Origin of the sequence: Asticcacaulis excentricus (genome assembly GCF_003966695.1) — a bacterium.
Lineage (GTDB): Bacteria > Pseudomonadota > Alphaproteobacteria > Caulobacterales > Caulobacteraceae > Asticcacaulis > Asticcacaulis excentricus_A.
In genome coordinates this window covers 138,809-155,000 of the sequence record NZ_AP018828.1, presented here as the reverse complement: position 1 = coordinate 155,000, position 16,192 = coordinate 138,809, and the positions used below count along the sequence as shown (strand labels likewise).

Annotated in this window: 14 protein-coding genes (1 of these 14 only partly in view); 8 read left to right on the top strand and 6 right to left on the bottom strand. The window is 60.6% G+C overall.

Annotated features, from left to right (window positions below; all coding sequences use genetic code 11):
* Positions 1–350 carry the 5' portion of a response regulator gene (locus tag EM6_RS11770; RefSeq protein WP_126423255.1) on the bottom strand. It extends 70 nt beyond the left edge of the window, so only the first 350 of its 420 coding nucleotides appear in the window; the start codon lies at positions 348–350; its stop codon lies beyond the left edge, outside the window.
* A gap of 19 nt (positions 351–369) precedes the next feature.
* Positions 370–1,518, bottom strand: a complete 1,149-nt coding sequence (locus tag EM6_RS11765; RefSeq protein WP_126423253.1) for a sensor histidine kinase — start codon at positions 1,516–1,518, stop codon at positions 370–372.
* Positions 1,519–1,741: 223 nt separating this feature from the next.
* Between EM6_RS11765 and EM6_RS11760 the strand changes: the two genes are divergently transcribed.
* The 5 genes from EM6_RS11760 to EM6_RS11740 all read left to right on the top strand — a co-directional run bounded on the left by EM6_RS11760 (position 1,742) and on the right by EM6_RS11740 (position 7,184).
* Entirely contained in the window at positions 1,742–1,948 is a 207-nt protein-coding gene (locus EM6_RS11760) for a hypothetical protein (protein WP_126423251.1), read from the top strand.
* Positions 1,949–2,052: 104 nt separating this feature from the next.
* The gene (locus EM6_RS11755; RefSeq protein ID WP_126423249.1) at positions 2,053–2,475 is read left to right on the top strand and encodes a response regulator; all 423 of its coding nucleotides are present in this window, start codon (positions 2,053–2,055) and stop codon (positions 2,473–2,475) included.
* 255 nt (positions 2,476–2,730) lie between these two features.
* Positions 2,731–4,917 (top strand): methyl-accepting chemotaxis protein, encoded by a 2,187-nt coding sequence (locus EM6_RS11750; RefSeq protein WP_126423247.1) that lies wholly within the window; start codon positions 2,731–2,733, stop codon positions 4,915–4,917.
* A gap of 124 nt (positions 4,918–5,041) precedes the next feature.
* Positions 5,042–5,590, top strand: a complete 549-nt coding sequence (locus EM6_RS11745; RefSeq protein ID WP_232037159.1) for a response regulator — start codon at positions 5,042–5,044, stop codon at positions 5,588–5,590.
* Between the two features lie 49 nt (positions 5,591–5,639).
* The gene (locus EM6_RS11740) at positions 5,640–7,184 is read left to right on the top strand and encodes a tryptophan halogenase family protein (protein WP_126423243.1); all 1,545 of its coding nucleotides are present in this window, start codon (positions 5,640–5,642) and stop codon (positions 7,182–7,184) included.
* Between the two features lie 129 nt (positions 7,185–7,313).
* On the opposite strand, the gene EM6_RS11735 is transcribed toward EM6_RS11740, so the two are convergent.
* Entirely contained in the window at positions 7,314–8,675 is a 1,362-nt protein-coding gene (locus tag EM6_RS11735; protein WP_126423241.1) for a cation:proton antiporter, read from the bottom strand.
* Positions 8,676–8,887: 212 nt separating this feature from the next.
* On the opposite strand from EM6_RS11735, the gene EM6_RS11730 reads away from it, so the two are divergent.
* Positions 8,888–9,136 carry a type II toxin-antitoxin system Phd/YefM family antitoxin gene (locus EM6_RS11730; RefSeq protein ID WP_126423239.1) on the top strand — a complete coding sequence of 83 codons (249 nt, stop codon included), beginning with the start codon at positions 8,888–8,890 and terminating at the stop codon, positions 9,134–9,136.
* On the top strand, positions 9,136–9,633 hold the full coding sequence (locus EM6_RS11725) for a PIN domain-containing protein (protein WP_126423237.1): 498 nt from the start codon (positions 9,136–9,138) through the stop codon (positions 9,631–9,633). The genes EM6_RS11730 and EM6_RS11725 overlap by 1 nt, the downstream gene beginning before the upstream one ends.
* Before the next feature lie 138 nt (positions 9,634–9,771).
* Here EM6_RS11725 and EM6_RS11720 read toward each other — a convergent pair whose 3' ends face one another.
* From EM6_RS11720 to EM6_RS11710, 3 genes are read right to left on the bottom strand one after another with little or no spacing between them, the layout of a single operon-like run.
* Positions 9,772–10,569, bottom strand: a complete 798-nt coding sequence (locus tag EM6_RS11720) for a MetQ/NlpA family ABC transporter substrate-binding protein (protein WP_126423235.1) — start codon at positions 10,567–10,569, stop codon at positions 9,772–9,774.
* An 11-nt stretch (positions 10,570–10,580) separates the two neighbouring features.
* Positions 10,581–11,252, bottom strand: coding sequence for a methionine ABC transporter permease (locus tag EM6_RS11715; RefSeq protein WP_126423233.1), 672 nt, complete (start codon positions 11,250–11,252; stop codon positions 10,581–10,583).
* Positions 11,249–12,268, bottom strand: coding sequence for a methionine ABC transporter ATP-binding protein (locus tag EM6_RS11710; RefSeq protein WP_126423231.1), 1,020 nt, complete (start codon positions 12,266–12,268; stop codon positions 11,249–11,251). Before EM6_RS11710 ends, EM6_RS11715 begins: the two co-directional genes overlap by 4 nt.
* 734 nt (positions 12,269–13,002) lie before the next feature.
* Between EM6_RS11710 and EM6_RS11705 the strand changes: the two genes are divergently transcribed.
* Positions 13,003–16,143, top strand: a complete 3,141-nt coding sequence (locus tag EM6_RS11705) for a TonB-dependent receptor (protein ID WP_126423229.1) — start codon at positions 13,003–13,005, stop codon at positions 16,141–16,143.
* Positions 16,144–16,192 lie beyond the last annotated feature (49 nt).

Genomic DNA, 16,192 nt, shown 5'->3' with positions numbered 1-16,192 from the left:
TCAAACGGCTTGACGACATAGCTGCTGGCCTGGCGCTCGTAGCAGTCGCGAATGTCGGTCGGCGACTCCGACGAAGTGAACATCACCACCGGAATGGCTTTGAAGGCCGGATCGGCCTTGATCTCGCTGAGGAACATCTTGCCATCCATGCGCGGCATGTTGATGTCGAGCAGGATCAGGTCAGGACGGGGAGCCTCGGCGAAGCGACCTTCGCGACGCAGACACTCCAGCCCCTGCGCTCCGTTGCCGGCCACGGACACCCGGCACTCGGTCGCTGCCGTGCGCAGAGCGCGACGAGTCATTTCGACATCGCCTTCATTATCCTCGATCAGCAGAAGTTCGAGCGTCATGACGTCTCCGGTTCAGGATTTACAGACGGGCCGGTTGTGGCAGGGTGAAGGTGAAGGTCGTGCCTTCGCCCGGCGTCGAGATAAAACTGATCTCTCCGCCATAGAGGCGCACGAACTTGCGGCAGGTCGAAAGGCCAATCCCGGTGCCTGGGAATTCGTCCTCGCTGTGCAGCCTTTGAAAAATGGTGAAGATGCGATCGGCATAGGCCGGATCAATGCCTATGCCGTTATCGGATACGTCGAAGCGATAGGCCTTGCCTTCGCGGCGCGCCGAGACGTGGATTTCCGGGATGCGCCGGCCGTCCTGAAACTTCAACGCATTGCCGATCAGGTTTTGCAGCAGGACGCGCATTAGGGTGGGCGAGGTGTGCATTTCCGGCAGGGCGCCGCAGGTGACCCTGGCACGCTGGGCTTCGATCACTCCGGCCAGACCGGCGCAGACCTCATCAAAGACGCGCCGCGTATCGACCGCCTCGACCTCGATGGCTTCGCGCCCGACGCGGGAGAAGTTGAGGATATCGCCGATCATGCGGTTCAGGCGCGTGGCGTTGTCGCGGATATACTGAACGTAGCGACGACCATCTTCGTCGAGCTTTTCGGCGGAATCCTCGGCCAGAAAGCCCGCATAGATGTTCATCATGCGCACCGGCTCCTTCATGTCGTGCGAGCAGACATAGGCGAAGCGTTCCAGTTCCTCATTCGACTGACGCAAGGTGGCGTTCAGTTGCAGGATCTGCTGCCGCTGAGTGTAAAGGTCGAGATAGACCTGCACCTTGGATTTGAGGATGTCGGGATTGATCGGCTTGAAGATATAGTCCACCGCGCCAATGGCCGCCGCTTCGGTGGCGTAGTGGTCCTCCTTGGAAAGGGCGGTCACGAAGATGATCGGCACGCCCAGCATGGAGGGGCGGGTCTTCATCAGGCGCGCGGTCTCAAAACCATCCATGCCGGGCATCTGCACATCAAGCAGCACGATAGCGAAGTGGCGTTCGAGCACGAGGCTCAGCGCCGCCTCACCCGACTCAGCGGTAACGATGTCGGCCCCCAGCGGCTTGAGTAGGGCTTCGGTCGCCAGAAGATTCTGCCAGCGGTCATCGACAATGAGGATAGAGGGCCGCGGCGTCTCGCCCACAGCGGATGGTGTCTGAGCCGTCCTGACCGTCGTCATATCAACCTCCGATTGCCCTCTGGCGCAACGAACCTAAAACAAATCGCGTCCGGATTGAATCGAAAAATGCAGCCTAAGATCCTGTTTTTCGATCTCTTCTCAAGACGAGGTCAAGCCAGATCTGGGGAACAAAGTGCCTTTATACCGTGTTCACAACCTGCGCGCGGCCCGCCATTTTCGTCTTATGCCTTTGCGCCCAGATTTCCGGGGGAGAGGAGAAATCATGACGCACCACCGCTCCCCCACCCCTGAAGAGATCAGCCACACCGCCGAAGAGAAAGGTCACAACAGCGATCCCTTTCCGCCGGAAGGCACAACGGACGAACACCTGCTGAGCAAGGACAGCCAGGGCCCGATCCGCGAGGACGAGCGCGTCAAGGCGACGCGCAAGGCGCTCCGCCGCATCCGCAAGCCGCAGAGCCACCTGTAAACGAGGACAGTCAATACTGATTTTTTACGCCCCTTACGGTTAAGGACGGGCCGCGTCAGTAAAGCGCGCCTTCTGTAAAGTATCATTTTTCTCAAAGGTTTGTCATGATTGATTGTCACGAACGCAAAGACGGGGCGGCCACGGCACGCGCGTCTTTGAAGGTGCTGGTCGTTGACGACAATCAGGCCTCGGCCCTGACCTTAAGCTGGGCCATCGAGTCGTGGGGCGATGAGGTGCGGACCTGTTTCGACGGTCTCAGCGCGATTGACACGGCGCGCAGCTTTCATCCGGACGTCGTACTGCTCGATCTGGGGATGCCGGAAATCGACGGCCTGAGCGTGGCGCGTGCCCTGCGCGCCGACCCGCGCACCCGTCGCGGCAAGATCATTGCCCAGACCGGCTGGGGCGATGCGGCGCGCCGTCGTGAAACGGCCAAAGCGGGTTTCGACCTGCATCTGGTCAAGCCCATCGACTTTAACGTCTTGCAGGAGATGTTCGAGCTGTTCCGCCTGATGCCTTCCCGGTAATTTGTTACCACTCGCCGTAACGGAGGCGCCGGCTCAACAAATAAACGTTTGCGCGAGGCGTTCTCATAAATTAAACTCAAATACTATATAAGCACATATTACAAATCACCGCTTGTCGCAATATGCGACACTGAGATATTTTGCCGCATTATTTATCATTACACAAAACATCGACGCGATAATCGCTTAATACATCATTTATTATTGTGGGCGCGATGATCCCCCTAACGCCGTTATGGCGGCTGGAGGACGCACATGAACATACATTCCGTTAAAACGAAGATCGTCGCCTTGTCGGCGCTCTGTCTTCTGATGGCGACCGGCGCCCTGGTGGGCTTCGGCATCTTTTCATCTGGCAAGACCGCGCATTTTGTGAACCAGAATGTGCAGGGCCTGCTCGATCGCAACAGCAGCGAATCCCTGACGCGGCTGGCCGATGCGCAGGCCGGCACGATCCGCACCGAGGTCGATACGGCCTTTTCCGCCGCGCGTAACATGGCGCGCAGCCTCGAAGTCATCGCTGGGCCCGGCGGCGTGCCGCGTGCTCAGCGGCGTCAGCATCTGAACGATATCCTGCTGGGGGTGCTGAAGGACAATCCGCGCTTTAACGGCACCTATAGCGCCTGGGCTCCCAATGCGCTGGACGGGGCGGACGGGGCCTATGCCAACCGCAAGGAGGTGGGTTCCGATGCGACGGGCCGCGCCCTGCCCTACTGGACCCGCAATGCGCAGGGCGAGATCGCGCTTCAGCCCTTGGTCGAATACGACAGTCAGGACCGCCACCCCAATGGCCTGATCAAGGGCGGCTGGTTCCTCGGCCCGCAGGCCAATGGGCAGGAAAGCATCCTCGCCCCCCTGCCGTATATCGTGCAGGGAAAATCCGTCTTTCTGGCCACCATGTCGGTGCCCATCGTCATCGACGGCCAGTTCAAGGGCGTGGCCGGGGCCGATTTCGACCTGTCCTTCGTACAGGTTCTGGCCCAGTCGGTGAAGAAGTCGATCTATGAAGGCAAGGGCAATGTGACCATCGTCACCTCTGACGGGCTGGTGGTCGCCTCAAGCGCCTTCCCCGACGCCGTTGGCGGCTCGGTACAGACCGTCGATCCGATGGCGTGGGGGGCGCTGGATACCGTCAAGGCGGGCCGCTCGGCCGTCGATTTCGACAAAAAGAACGATCAGATGCGCGTCTATGCCCCCATTCAGTTGGGCCGCAGCGGGCAGTTCTGGTCGGTGATCATCACCGTACCGCGCACCGTCGTTATGGCCGATGCCGACAAGCTGTCCAATGCGCTCAAGGCGCGCGGCGGCAGCGACTCTTTGTGGGAAATCGTCTGCGCCCTGATCGTGGCGGTGCTGGGGATCGCGATGATCGCCGTCATGGCCAATAATGTCGCCAATCCCATTACCCGCCTGACCGAGGCGCTGGGCCGGCTGGCCTCTGGCGAAAAGCTGCGCGAAATCGCTGGCGCGGGACGCAAGGACGAGATCGGCGACATTTCGCGAGCCGTTGACCGCATCCGCATCGTTACCGAGGAAGAGGCCTTGCAAAAGGCCGCCGATGCCGAGGCCGAACGCCAGAGGCAGGATCAGGAACGACGTCAGATGATGCTCAAACTGGCCGATGAGTTTGAAAAGTCGGTGGGCAGCATCGTCTCTCTGGTGTCCAGCGCGGCCACCGAAATGCAGGCCTCGGCGCAGCAACTGACCACCACCGCGCAGCAGGCTTCGGCGCAATCGGTCGCCGTCTCGGCCGCCGCCGAAGAGGCCGGAGCCAATGTCACCTCAGTGGCCTCGTCCGCCGAAGAACTGGGCGCCTCGGTCAGCGAAATCGGGCGTCAGGTCGAAACCTCGGCCAGCATTTCTTCTGAGGCAGTCGAGGAGGCCAGCGGCGCGGTACGGCTGGTGGACGAGCTGAATACGGTGGCCGTCAGCATCGGTGACGTGGTCGATCTGATCGCCGGGCTGGCCAGCCAGACCAACCTGCTGGCGCTCAACGCCACCATCGAGTCGGCGCGCGCCGGCGAAGCGGGCAAGGGCTTTGCCGTGGTCGCTTCCGAGGTCAAGGCGCTGGCCGGTCAGACGGCCAAGGCCACGACGGAAATCTCGGACAAGATCGCCCACATGCAGGAGGCGACGGCCAAGGCGGCGGCAGCCATCTCCAACATTTCCGGCACCATCACGCATATCAACCAGACCAACACCATCATTGCCTCCGCCGTCGAACAGCAGACGGCGGCGACGCAGGAGATCGTGCAGGCCGTCAATCAGGCCTCCATCGGCACGCAGGAAGTGACCACCAATATCACCGGCGTGGCCATGGCGGCGGAACAGACGGGCACTTCCGCCGTACAGGTGCTGGGGGCCTCGGCCGAACTGGCGCAGCAGGCCGAGCGGCTGCATCAGGAGATGGACAAGTTCCTGCAAACTGTCCGCGCCGCCTGATTACCAAGGGTCATTGAAAGTGACCCTCAGTGCCACCTGGGTGGGGAACTACACCTCCCCACCTCCCCCGCATCACCCCGCAGGGCGTGTGTACAGATGAAAGGCACGGATAATGAAGACGACTGTGAACGATATCGCAGACCTCCACCTGTCGCGCCTCAGCGTACTGGTGGCCGATGACAGCCTGAACATCCGCAAGCTGGTCTCCGAAATGCTGCGATCCATAGGAGTCAAAACCGTTAGACAGGCCAGCAGCGGCATCGAAGTGTTTGAAATCCTAAAAACCTGTCCGGTTGATCTGATGATCCTGGACCTGGTCATGGATCAACTGGACGGTATCGAAACAGCAAAACTGCTGCGTCAGAGCCCAGACAGCCCCAACCGCACCGTGCCGATCATCCTGATCACCGGCCATACTGAACGCAGCAATATCGTGCGTGCGCGCGACGCCGGCATCAACGAGGTCATCGCCAAGCCCTTCTCGGCGCAGGTTCTGCTCGATCATCTGAGACATGTCCTAACGTGTGAGCGCGAATGGATCGTCACACCACACTATACGGGACCGGATCGGCGAAAACGTACGCCTGTGTCCTATGCCGGACCGTGGCGGCGCGCCAGCGATGCCGAAGCTACATCCCCCACAGACACAGAGGTCAGCGCGATGACTCAGTGATCCGTCACACCGATTGCCCGCGCCGCCAAAACGTCGCATAGTCAGACCCATGACGGGCAAGCGCAGAATCCTGATCCTGGGGGGCGGTACGGCCGGATGGCTGGCGGCGGCCTATCTGGCGCGCTATTTCGACATCAAGCGTCAGCCGCGCCTTGAGATCGTGCTGGTGGAGTCGCCGGAGATCAGCAGCGTCGGCGTCGGCGAAGGCACCTTCCCCACCATCCGCCAGACGCTGAAATTCATCGGTATCGACGAAGCGCCCTTCATGCGGCGCACCACCGCCACCTTCAAACAGGGCATCCGTTTTGCCGACTGGGTAAAGACGCCGGTCAACGGGCGGCACGAACACTATTTCCACCCGTTCGAAGCCCCCTACTATACCGAAGGCGAAGGGCTGGTCCCCTACTGGCTGTTGCAGGACGAGGCGACGCGCAAGCCCTTTGCCGAGGCCGTAACCTTTCAGAAGCGCGTGGCCGAGGCGCGGCGCGCGCCCAAACGCCCGCACGAAGGCGATTTTTCCGGCCCGCTGAACTATGCCTACCATTTCGACGCGCATCAACTGGCCGGGGTGCTGGCCGAACGCGCCGTCACGCTTGGGGTGGCGCATAAGCCGGCGCGGCTCGATGGGGTGGTGCTCGACCACACAGGGCAGATCGACCACATCGTCGCCGAGGGCGAGGTGCTGACGGCGGACCTCTATATCGACTGTTCGGGCTTCCGGGCCGAACTGATCGGCAAGGCCTTGGGGTCGCCGTTCCGTTCGGTGCGCGGGACGCTGTTCACCAACAAGGCGCTGGCGTGCAAGGCGCCCTATGAGCGCCCCGACGCCCCCATCGAAAGCTACACGGTGGCCACGGCGCACGCGGCGGGCTGGACCTGGGATATCGGCCTCGATGGTCAGCGCGGCATCGGCTATACCTATTCGACCGACCACACGAGTGACGATGAGGCCGAAGCGACGCTGCGCCGCCATGTGGGCAGCAAGGCCGCGCTGAACCTGCGTGAGATTGCGTTCGAGCCCGGCTATCGCGAGCGCCCGTGGATCGGCAACTGCGTGGCGGTGGGGCTGGCCGGCGGGTTTATGGAGCCGCTGGAATCGACCGGCATCGTGATGATCGAGGTCGCCGTGGCCATGATCGCCGAGCTGTTCCCCCATGCCGGGCCTATCGACGCCCCGGCCCGGCGTTTCAACGCCCTGATGACGGCGCGTTACGAGAATATCGTCACCTTCCTCAAGCTGCACTACGCGCTGAGCCACCGTAGCGAGTCCTTCTGGCGCGACAATGCCGATCCGCAGACCTGGCCTGAGCGGTTGCGTGAGTTGCTGGAGCAATGGCGCTACAGGCCGCCCAGCCGGTTCGACTTCCTGATTGACGTCGAAACCTTCGCCTTCTTCAACTATCAGTACATTCTTTACGGCATGGGCTTCCGGACCGACCTCAGCGGGGCGCGCGACCACTTCCCGCATGTCGAGGACGCCAACCGGACCTTTGCCAAGGTCCATAATTTCGGCGAACGCGCGACGCTGGACCTGCCGCCGCACCGCACCCTGATCCGTCAGATCTACGCCGAGGGCTTTGCCGAGTCGGCGTAAGTGCTCTTCTTATACCTCCCCAGCTTGCTGGGGAGGGGGACCGTACGAGCCTGATGCGCGTAGCGACATCAGGTGAGATGCGGTGGTGGGGGTTCTTTTTGATCTTAACCCCAAACGGATGTTAAACCTTTAGTCCGGCGACCGATCCGGCAAGGCCCCAAGCTCGCCGCTTTCGCGGGCCTTGCGGCCATAGACGGCTTCGAACAGCGGCGAGGCCATGACCGTGGTGACAATCGCCATTAGCACCAGCATCGAGAACAGGGCCGGGCCGATAATGCCCTTTTGCAGGCCGATATTGATGATGATCAGCTCCATCAGCCCGCGCGAGTTCATCAGCGCACCGATACCGAGCGCCGTGCGGTTGTCTTCGCCGGTCAGGCGCGCCGCCGCATAGCAGGCCCCGAACTTGGCGAGGATCGACACGGCCAGAATGGCCAGCGCGATCAGCAGCAGTTCGAGATTATTGACCATGTCGAGGCGCGTGTTCAGCCCCGAATAGGTGAAGAACATCGGCAGCAGCAGGATCACGGTCAGCGGCTCGACCTTTTTCTTCAGTTCCTCGGTAAACTTGCCGCGCGGCATAACCGTGCCCAGAATGAAGCCGCCGAAGATGGCGTGGATGCCCACCGCGTCCATCACAAAGGCTGAAGTCGCAAAGGCGATCAGGGTGATGGCCAGAACTGTGTGGCTCATCTCGCCGCGGTCTTCGACCATGCGCCCCAGCGGTGCCAGAAGGCGCTTACCGGCAAAGACGACGAACAGGGTCCACAACAGGCCGCCCCCGATGGCCAGCACGGCGATACCCGGCCCGCCGCCAAAAGTGGCCAGCACGATGGCCAGTACGCACCACGACACGGCGTCATCAAAGGCACCGGCGGTCAGGGACAGGGTGCCCAGCGACGAGTTAGCCAGACCACGCTCATTGATAATGCGCGCCAGCATGGGGAAGGCGGTCAGTGCGATACAGGCCCCCATGAACAGGGTGGCGTTAACCTGCGAAATGCCTTCGGCAAACAGGCCGGGCACGGTGAGAAGCCACGGCGTGATCAGCACCGCCATCAGAAACGGCACCGTAATGCCCGATAACGAGACCGCGGCGGCGCTCTTGCCCTTCTGCGCAAAATGGTCGGCGCGGAAGGTGCAGCCGACGAGGAACATATAAAGGCCTACGCCTAGTTGCGCCCCGACATACAGGACGTTACGGCTTTCCTTCGGGAAGATGGCCCCCTGAAGATCGGGGAACAGAAGCCCCAGAAGCGATGGCCCCAGAATGACCCCGGCGATCATTTCGCCGACCACCTGCGGCTGCGCCAGAAACTTCTGACCCAGCCAGCCGACCACGCGGCACGCCAGAATGATCAGGCCGATTTGCAGGAAGAAACGGATGCTGAAGTCGTTGGCATTATAGGTGCCATTGGGCCCATGCGGCGACAGGATGGTGGTGATGGTCTCAAGCGTGTGAGCCCACATGTCGGGTGTGGCGACGGTCATGCGTGTCTGTGATCCCCTGATTGATCTGTGTTCGGCCTTCTTTTGAGCGAGACCGGTGGCTGAGACAGACACAGAAATCATGCCGGACGCAACCGGTTGCCGGTTTAAAAAAACGTTTTGAAATCGCGCGTTTGAAATGTGTTGCCAATGGATCACGATGTAGTAACGTCACTACATGTTAGCGCGCTCATTTGTAGCAACGTAGGTGCAAAATGACGACCTTTTCCAGCCGGGAATTCAATCAGGATGTCGGTAGCGCCAAACGCGCCGCCCTGTCGGAACCCGTGTTTATCACTGACCGGGGCAAGCCGACTCACGTACTGTTGAGCTTTGAGGCCTACCGCGCCCTGTCGGGGCAGACGGAGACCTTGGTCGATTTGCTGGCGCTCAGCGAAGGGGTGACGATCGACCTCGACGCCGCCCGCGCCGGGGATGGCTGGGACCGTCAGGGAGGGGTTTAATGTACCTGCTCGATACCCCCATCGTTATGGAACTGCGCAAGGCCAAGGCCGGTGACACCGATCCGGGCCTGACCCGCTGGGCGTCGGGCATCGGGCGTCAGCACCTGTTCCTGTCGGTGCTGAGCCTGCTGGAGATGGAAACGAGCGTCGCCGCGGCCGAAAAGCGTGACGCCGAAAGCGGACGCCTGCTGCGGCTATGGCTGGACGAACAGGTGCCGCGCGCCTTTGAAAACCACATCCTGCCCATCGACGCGGCGGTGGCCCGACGCCGGGCGGCCCTCCATATGAGCGATTCCCGCGATGCGCTGATGGCCGCGACCGCCGCCGTGCACGGCCTGACGCTCGTTACCCCCTCACCGGCGGCCTTCAAGGCGGGCAAGGTCAAGACCTTCAACCCGTTCGGCTATACGCCCGAAGAGGCCGATACCTTCGCCGACTGGCGCGAAGCCTCACGCTCAGGCCCGCAATGGTTCCGCAACCTGTTTGTCAGGTTTTAGAGCGCATTCCGAAACGGAGTTCGGCGAAGCCGAAAGTGTGCAACGGTTTTCGAAATCAAATGCGCGACAAAACAAAGCGTTAGAGCGGGATTTGGCTGCGCCGAACTTCGTTTCGATTCAACCTGAACGAAATTCGCTCTAAAACGCCGCAATGACCGCACCATTATAGGTCTTGGCAATGAAGTCTTTGACCTTCTGAGAGGTCAGGGCCTCGGCCAGCGCCTTGATACGCGGGTCATTTGTCTTGTCCTCACGCGCCACCAGATAGTTGATGTACGGGCTGTCCGACCCTTCGATGATCAGGGCGTCTGTCTTGGGGTCCAACTTGGCATCCAGCGCGTAGTTGGTGTTGATCAGGGCCAGATCGACCTCCGGCAGGACGCGCGGCAGGGACGGCGATTCCAGCTCCTTGAACACAAAGCCCTTGGGGTTACCGGCGATGTCTTTCAGCGTCGCATTGATATTGCTGGGGTCTTTCAGTGTGATCAGACCGTTCTTGTGCAGCAGGATCAGGGCGCGCCCGGTGTTCGAGGCATCGTTGGGCACGGCGATGACCGCGCCCTGCGGCAGGTCGGCAATCGTCTTATATTTGCGCGAATAGCCGCCAAACGGCTCGACATGCACGCCGACAACGGTGACCAGCTTGGTGCCGCGCTCTTTATTGAACGAGTCGAGATAGGGCAGGGTCTGGAAATAGTTGGCGTCGATCAGGCCCTGATCGACCTGAAGGTTCGGCTGCACATAGTCGTTAAAGACCTTGATATCGAGCGTGATGCCCTTGGCCGCCAGATCAGGGGTGAGGATCTTGAGGATTTCGGCGTGCGGCACGGCGGTGGCGGCGACACTGAGGACATTGCCCTTGGTGGCCGGCTTGCCGCAGGCGGCCAGAGCAGAGGCGGCAACACCGGTCAGGATAAGATGACGACGAGACAGCATGAGTATCTTCCTTATTTCTTCGAGACGCGCGCCACCAGCGCATCGCCCAGCATTTGCAGACCCTGAACCAGGGCAATGATCAGCACCACCGTCACCACCATGACATCGGTCTGGAAGCGTTGATAGCCATAGCGCACGGCCAGATCGCCGAGGCCGCCCGCCCCCACCACACCGGCCATGGCCGTATAGGAAACCAGCGCGATGGCCGTCACCGTCGCCGCCGCAATCAGGCCCGGCAGGGCTTCGGGCAGCAGGGTGTGCAGGATGATCTGGCGCTTTGAGGCCCCCAGCGCCTGCGTGGCCTCGATGACCGAGCGATCGACCTCGCGCAGGGCGTTTTCGACCAGCCGCGCCAGAAATGGCGCCGACCCCAGCACCAGCGGCGGAATGGCCCCCTTCACCCCCAAGGACGTGCCGACCAGCGCCAGAGTGACCGGGATAAGCAGGATAAACAGGATGACAAAGGGGATGGAGCGCAGCACATTGACCGCAAAACTCAGCAGGCCATAGAGGAGCGGATTGGGGCTTAAGCCCTGACGGCTGGTGACCGACAGCCACACGCCCAGAGGCAGGCCCAACGCGAGGCTGAGCAGCAAGGATGCGCCGACCATGCCGAGCGTCTCACCGCTGGCGCGGGCGATTTCCGCCGGGTCGATATTGGCAAAAAACTCAGATCCTATCATTGGACCGCCTCCGTCACGCTGACGCCGCGCGCCCGCAGTCGCGCCAGCGCTTCGGCGCGGTCAGGACCGGCCATATCGACGATCATATGGCCATAGGGGCCGGATTTGAGGTGCGACACCTGCCCGGACAGGACGCTGAAGCGCGCCTGAAGCCCCTGCACGGCCGCCGACAGGGCGTCGGAATAGACCACCTCGCCGAAATAGGTCAGGGTGACCGCGCCTTCGCCCACCCCGTCGGGCGGTGGCGGCAGGATATGCTTCGACAGGGCGCGACCGGCGGCGCTCACCGGGGCGAACAGCACCTGTTCCACCGTGCCGACCTCGGCCAGCCGCCCGTGATCAAGAACGGCCACGCGGTCGCACACCTGACGCACCACCTCCATCTCATGCGTCACCAGCACGATGGTCAGGCCCAGTTCGCGGTTCAGTTCGGCCAGCAGGGCCAGTATGCCCTGGGTCGCCTCCGGATCGAGCGCCGAGGTCGCTTCGTCACACAGCAGGATGTCCGGCGCATTGGCCAGAGCGCGGGCAATGGCCACACGCTGCTTCTGGCCGCCCGAAAGCTGCGCCGGGTATTTCTGCGCGTGGGCGCTGAGGCCGACGCGATCAAGCAGATCAAGCGCGCGCTGGCGGCGGGTGGCGGACGTCCCCGTCCCGGCCAGTTCCAGCGCATAGGTGACGTTGTGCAGCGCTGTCTTGCTCGACAATAGCCCGAAAGCCTGAAAGATCATGCCCATCTTGTGCCGCAGGGCCAACAGAGCGCGCGCATCCAGACCGCTGAGATCGAGGCCATTGACCTCTACCCGGCCTTCGCTAGGCGTTTCCAGCCGGTTGAGCAGGCGGATCAGGGTCGATTTGCCGGACCCCGACGGGCCGATAATGCCAAACACCTCACCGCGCGCGATATCGAGATCGACGCCGTCGAGCGCCGCCTGCACGCCGCTTTTGGAGACGAAGCGCCGGGTCACGCCGCGTAAGCCGATCACCGAAGCCGGATTGTGCACATTTGAAACCATCAGGCGGTCTTAGAGCGCCTGTGGCGGCCTGTGAAGCGTGTTTTTCTGCGCGCAGTGGTGACGCTTTCTAAACTGGGGGTCACGCGGCGGTTTCGCGTCTCAAAATGATGATCATTTTTGACATAATTTGAATATTTCAAATTTGAAAATTAAACACGCCGTCAATTTTAGACCCTAACATCAACAGTGACTCTTATAAATACAGAATTGTAATTAGTATAAACATATCACTGATAAAACCATACATTTTTAAGAAGTATTAAATTTGTATTTATGTCAATTGCACCAATATATTTGTCTATTTTATCGTCATAATTTGGTCAAATTCGATCCATTTTTGAAATATTATGTGGCATTTTTGCCCGTGAAACGATGATATTTGACATTTTCATAAAAATAGCAGCGCTATTTATGACCAAGGACTTGACTGATCGTTTTTGATCGTAAATGTTCGCAGCGCTGATAAATTGATCATCGCGCCACGAGGGTACAAACCCAAGGGCAGGCCTGACGGCAGCGATGAGGGAGACTCGCCCCTTTCCGGAGCCGTTTGTGTCGCTCCACCCCCCTTCCTTCGCCACCGGTTCTGCGTCGCGCCGAACCTGTCCGGCAAGAGGGCGGCGTCCGGCCTGTCTCCCGTTTTGATTTGTCCGCCGGTGTCCGCGCGCCGTCGTCCCCCTCCCCGGATGACCACCGGACCGCCGCCCCGCAGATTGCTCAGGAGCCTCAAAGGTATGATCCGCAGCCCCTCCCCCCGCCTCCTTTCCACGCGCCTGAAAAGCGCCTCCGCCCTGACTGCGGTGGCCCTGCTGGGCCTGTCCGGCGTCGCCTTTGCGCAGGAGGCCGCCCCCGCTGCCCCGGCCAAAGAAGACATTGAAACCGTCATCGTCACCGGCACGCGCCAATCTCAGCAATCGGCGATCAATCGGAAGAAAAAGGCCGGCACAGTCTCTGATTCCATCGTGGCCGATGATATTGCGCAGTTCCCGGATAAGAATGTCGGCGAAGCGCTGGGTCGCATTACCGGCGTTCAACTGGCCCGCGATTTTGGTGAAGGCAACTCGGTCTCCATCCGCGGGGTGGAACCCGATCTGAACCGTGTCGAAATCAATGGCATGAGCACCCTGTCAACGGCGGGCAACCTCAATACCTATGGCGGCGGCGGGCGATCCAATGACTTCCGCGAACTGGCCTCGGAACTGGTGCAGTCGATCGACGTGTTCAAAGGCTTCACGGCCGATATGACCGAAGGCGGCGTCGGCGGTACAGTCAGCGTCAAAACGCGCAAACCACTCGACTTCAAAAAGCCGACCTTCTCCATCACCGCCTCGCTGCAAAACCTTGACACAGAAGATGGCTGGAAGCCGCGCAGCAACTTCTTCGGCGCGACGCGTCTGCTGGATGGCAAGCTGGGGCTGATGGCCAACATCACCTTCGATAATGTCGATACGCGCGGTGACTATCTGCGCAATACGGCCTGGGTGCGTCTGGCCGATCTCGACGGTTCGGCGGAAAAAACGGCCAACTATTACTCGCCTACCGACTCCGCCGCCAATATCGCGGCCTATAATGCGATCACGACGCAGGCCGGCTGTAATTCAGCCTATCCCGGTTCCGGCAGTGTGGTGACGGCACAGCGCAACAACTGTCTGTCGCAATGGTACGACTACAATCCGCGCGTGCCGCGTTACGGCGTGTGGACCCGAAATGACCAGCGCGCCTCGGCTGAATTCGTTGCGCAGTACCGTTTCACTGACCGCATCGACGCCTATGTCAGCTATAATCGCAATACCCGCGACCAGAGGCTGAACGACATCAACTATGGCACAGACTTCACCTCGGTGAACCGTCTGTATAATGTCACCTCAGCGACCAGTACGGCCTGCGGTTCCACCGTGCCTGCCGGATCGACCACTGTAGTCAATCACGTGGTGAGCAGCTACACCGCCGGTAACTGTGTGACCACCACCGGCCGCGGTGGCTCCAACGCCTTCAGCGTCAGTGCGCGCGATTTCAAATACACCACCGAAAGCGACTATTACGGCTTTGGCGCCAATTATAAGGGCGATCGCCTGAAGGCGGAGTTCCAGGGCTCGGTGGCCAAAACTGACACCGTGTCAGAAACCAACAATGTCAGCGTCAGCTACAACGTGCCCGGTCTGGTCGTAAGCCTCAACAGCGCGGGCGCTCCGGTCTTCACCTTCCCCACGGGCTATAGCCCGACCGACGCCTCTGCGGTCAGCCAGTGGCAGATCCAGTATCGTCCATCGAATGCCCATTCCGAGGAACAGCAGTACAAGCTCGACTTCGATTATGACACGCGCTGGCCGATCATAGACAAGATCGAATTCGGTGCCCGCGCGACCGATAGCGAAACCTATGGCTACGGGGCACTGATCTTTGGCGGTGGCGACGGGATGATCGTCAGCGCCGGCAGCAATCTGGCCTCGGCGACAGACGATACCGTCGTCTATGCCAACCAGATCAACTCGACAGCCACCATTTCCCCCAACCAGACCGCCGATCAGACGGCCGCCGCCGCCGCGGTTGCCGCGTATCAGACCGGCTACTGGTCCACGACCGAAACCTGGTCGAGAAACTTCTCGAACAGCGTCTTCGCGGCGGCCATGACGCCGTTGTCTTCCAGCTTCTATTACGGCGGCGGCAATATCCCGACCACCTGGAACTATCCGGACTTTGCGACCGTGGCGCAGTACCTCGATACATCGCACTTCAATCTGGACAATCTGGAAACGACGACGGGCAGCGACGGCAAAACCTATAACCGCATCCCTTACCGCGTTTCCGAAACGACCGACGCGCAGTATCTGAAGTTCAACTATGCCTTCCCGTGGAATGGCTGGGACGTGAGCGGGAATTTTGGCTGGCGTCGCGTCAATACGCAAACGACGGCTTCGGGCGTCAATACGCGTCAGGAAATCCGTTACATCAACAACGTGGCCACCACCTACACCGTGTCGAACAGCCAGACCTCCATCACCAAGGATTATACGGTGTGGCTGCCCAGCTTTAACGCCGGAGTGTGGTTCATCCCGAACACGCTGTCGGCGCGTGCGGGCTTTGCCGACCTGATGGCGCGTCCGTTGGTGAACTATCTGATGCCCTCGGTGACCTGCACCATCAACTACACCAATGACGGTACGGACTCCGATACGGCCGACACCTGCGTCGCGGGCAACCCGTCGCTCAAGCCTTACCGCGCCAAACAGTATGACCTGAGCTTCGAATACTATCCCAACAAGGATACGCAGGTGACGCTGGGGCTGTTCTACAAGAACATCAAATCCTTCTATGTCTCTTCGCGGGTTCCGGTGGGGCTGGTCGATTACTTCGGCGATGGAACCCAGTATTCCCTGACCACCTATATCAATGGTGAGGGGGCCAAGATTTCGGGTCTCGAACTGACGGCCAAAACCGCCTTCACCTTCCTGCCGGGCTGGATGTCGGGCTTCGGCGCCGATGCCAACTACACCTATCAGGAAGCCAAGGATGTCGGCCTCTACAGCCAGCTTGACGGCTCACCCCTGCCCTTCCCCGGTCTTTCGACCGACAGCTATAACTTCACCTTCTGGTACGACAAGGGCCCGATCAATGCGCGTCTGGCCTATAATTACCGCTCGAAGTGGCTGGTCAGCGCCGCCGACAGCTATGGTCAACCGCTCTATCGTGACGAAACCGGCTATCTGGATGGCAAGATCACCTGGAAGCCCGGTCCGCGCGGCCTCAGCCTCTTCATGGAAGGCAAGAACCTGACCAAGGAAGAGGAGACCACCTCCACCGGCGTTGGCAATCTCCTGACCGAGCAGGGCTATTTCGGTCGTCGCTTCTTCGTCGGCTTCACGATCAAACGTTAAGCGCTCTATTTCCTCCCAAACTCACCGCCGCCTGTGCCTCACAGGCGGC

What these genes read in the sequence shown, in the direction of transcription:
- EM6_RS11765 (WP_126423253.1), bottom strand. Translation starts at nt 1,518, where the DNA reads ATGACGACGGTCAGGACGGCTCAGACACCATCCGCTGTGGGCGAGACG.
- EM6_RS11760 (WP_126423251.1), top strand. Translation starts at nt 1,742, where the DNA reads ATGACGCACCACCGCTCCCCCACCCCTGAAGAGATCAGCCACACCGCC.
- EM6_RS11755 (WP_126423249.1), top strand. Translation starts at nt 2,053, where the DNA reads ATGATTGATTGTCACGAACGCAAAGACGGGGCGGCCACGGCACGCGCG.
- EM6_RS11750 (WP_126423247.1), top strand. Translation starts at nt 2,731, where the DNA reads ATGAACATACATTCCGTTAAAACGAAGATCGTCGCCTTGTCGGCGCTC.
- EM6_RS11740 (WP_126423243.1), top strand. Translation starts at nt 5,640, where the DNA reads ATGACGGGCAAGCGCAGAATCCTGATCCTGGGGGGCGGTACGGCCGGA.
- EM6_RS11735 (WP_126423241.1), bottom strand. Translation starts at nt 8,675, where the DNA reads ATGACCGTCGCCACACCCGACATGTGGGCTCACACGCTTGAGACCATC.
- EM6_RS11730 (WP_126423239.1), top strand. Translation starts at nt 8,888, where the DNA reads ATGACGACCTTTTCCAGCCGGGAATTCAATCAGGATGTCGGTAGCGCC.
- EM6_RS11725 (WP_126423237.1), top strand. Translation starts at nt 9,136, where the DNA reads ATGTACCTGCTCGATACCCCCATCGTTATGGAACTGCGCAAGGCCAAG.
- EM6_RS11720 (WP_126423235.1), bottom strand. Translation starts at nt 10,569, where the DNA reads ATGCTGTCTCGTCGTCATCTTATCCTGACCGGTGTTGCCGCCTCTGCT.
- EM6_RS11715 (WP_126423233.1), bottom strand. Translation starts at nt 11,252, where the DNA reads ATGATAGGATCTGAGTTTTTTGCCAATATCGACCCGGCGGAAATCGCC.
- EM6_RS11710 (WP_126423231.1), bottom strand. Translation starts at nt 12,268, where the DNA reads ATGGTTTCAAATGTGCACAATCCGGCTTCGGTGATCGGCTTACGCGGC.
- EM6_RS11705 (WP_126423229.1), top strand. Translation starts at nt 13,003, where the DNA reads ATGATCCGCAGCCCCTCCCCCCGCCTCCTTTCCACGCGCCTGAAAAGC.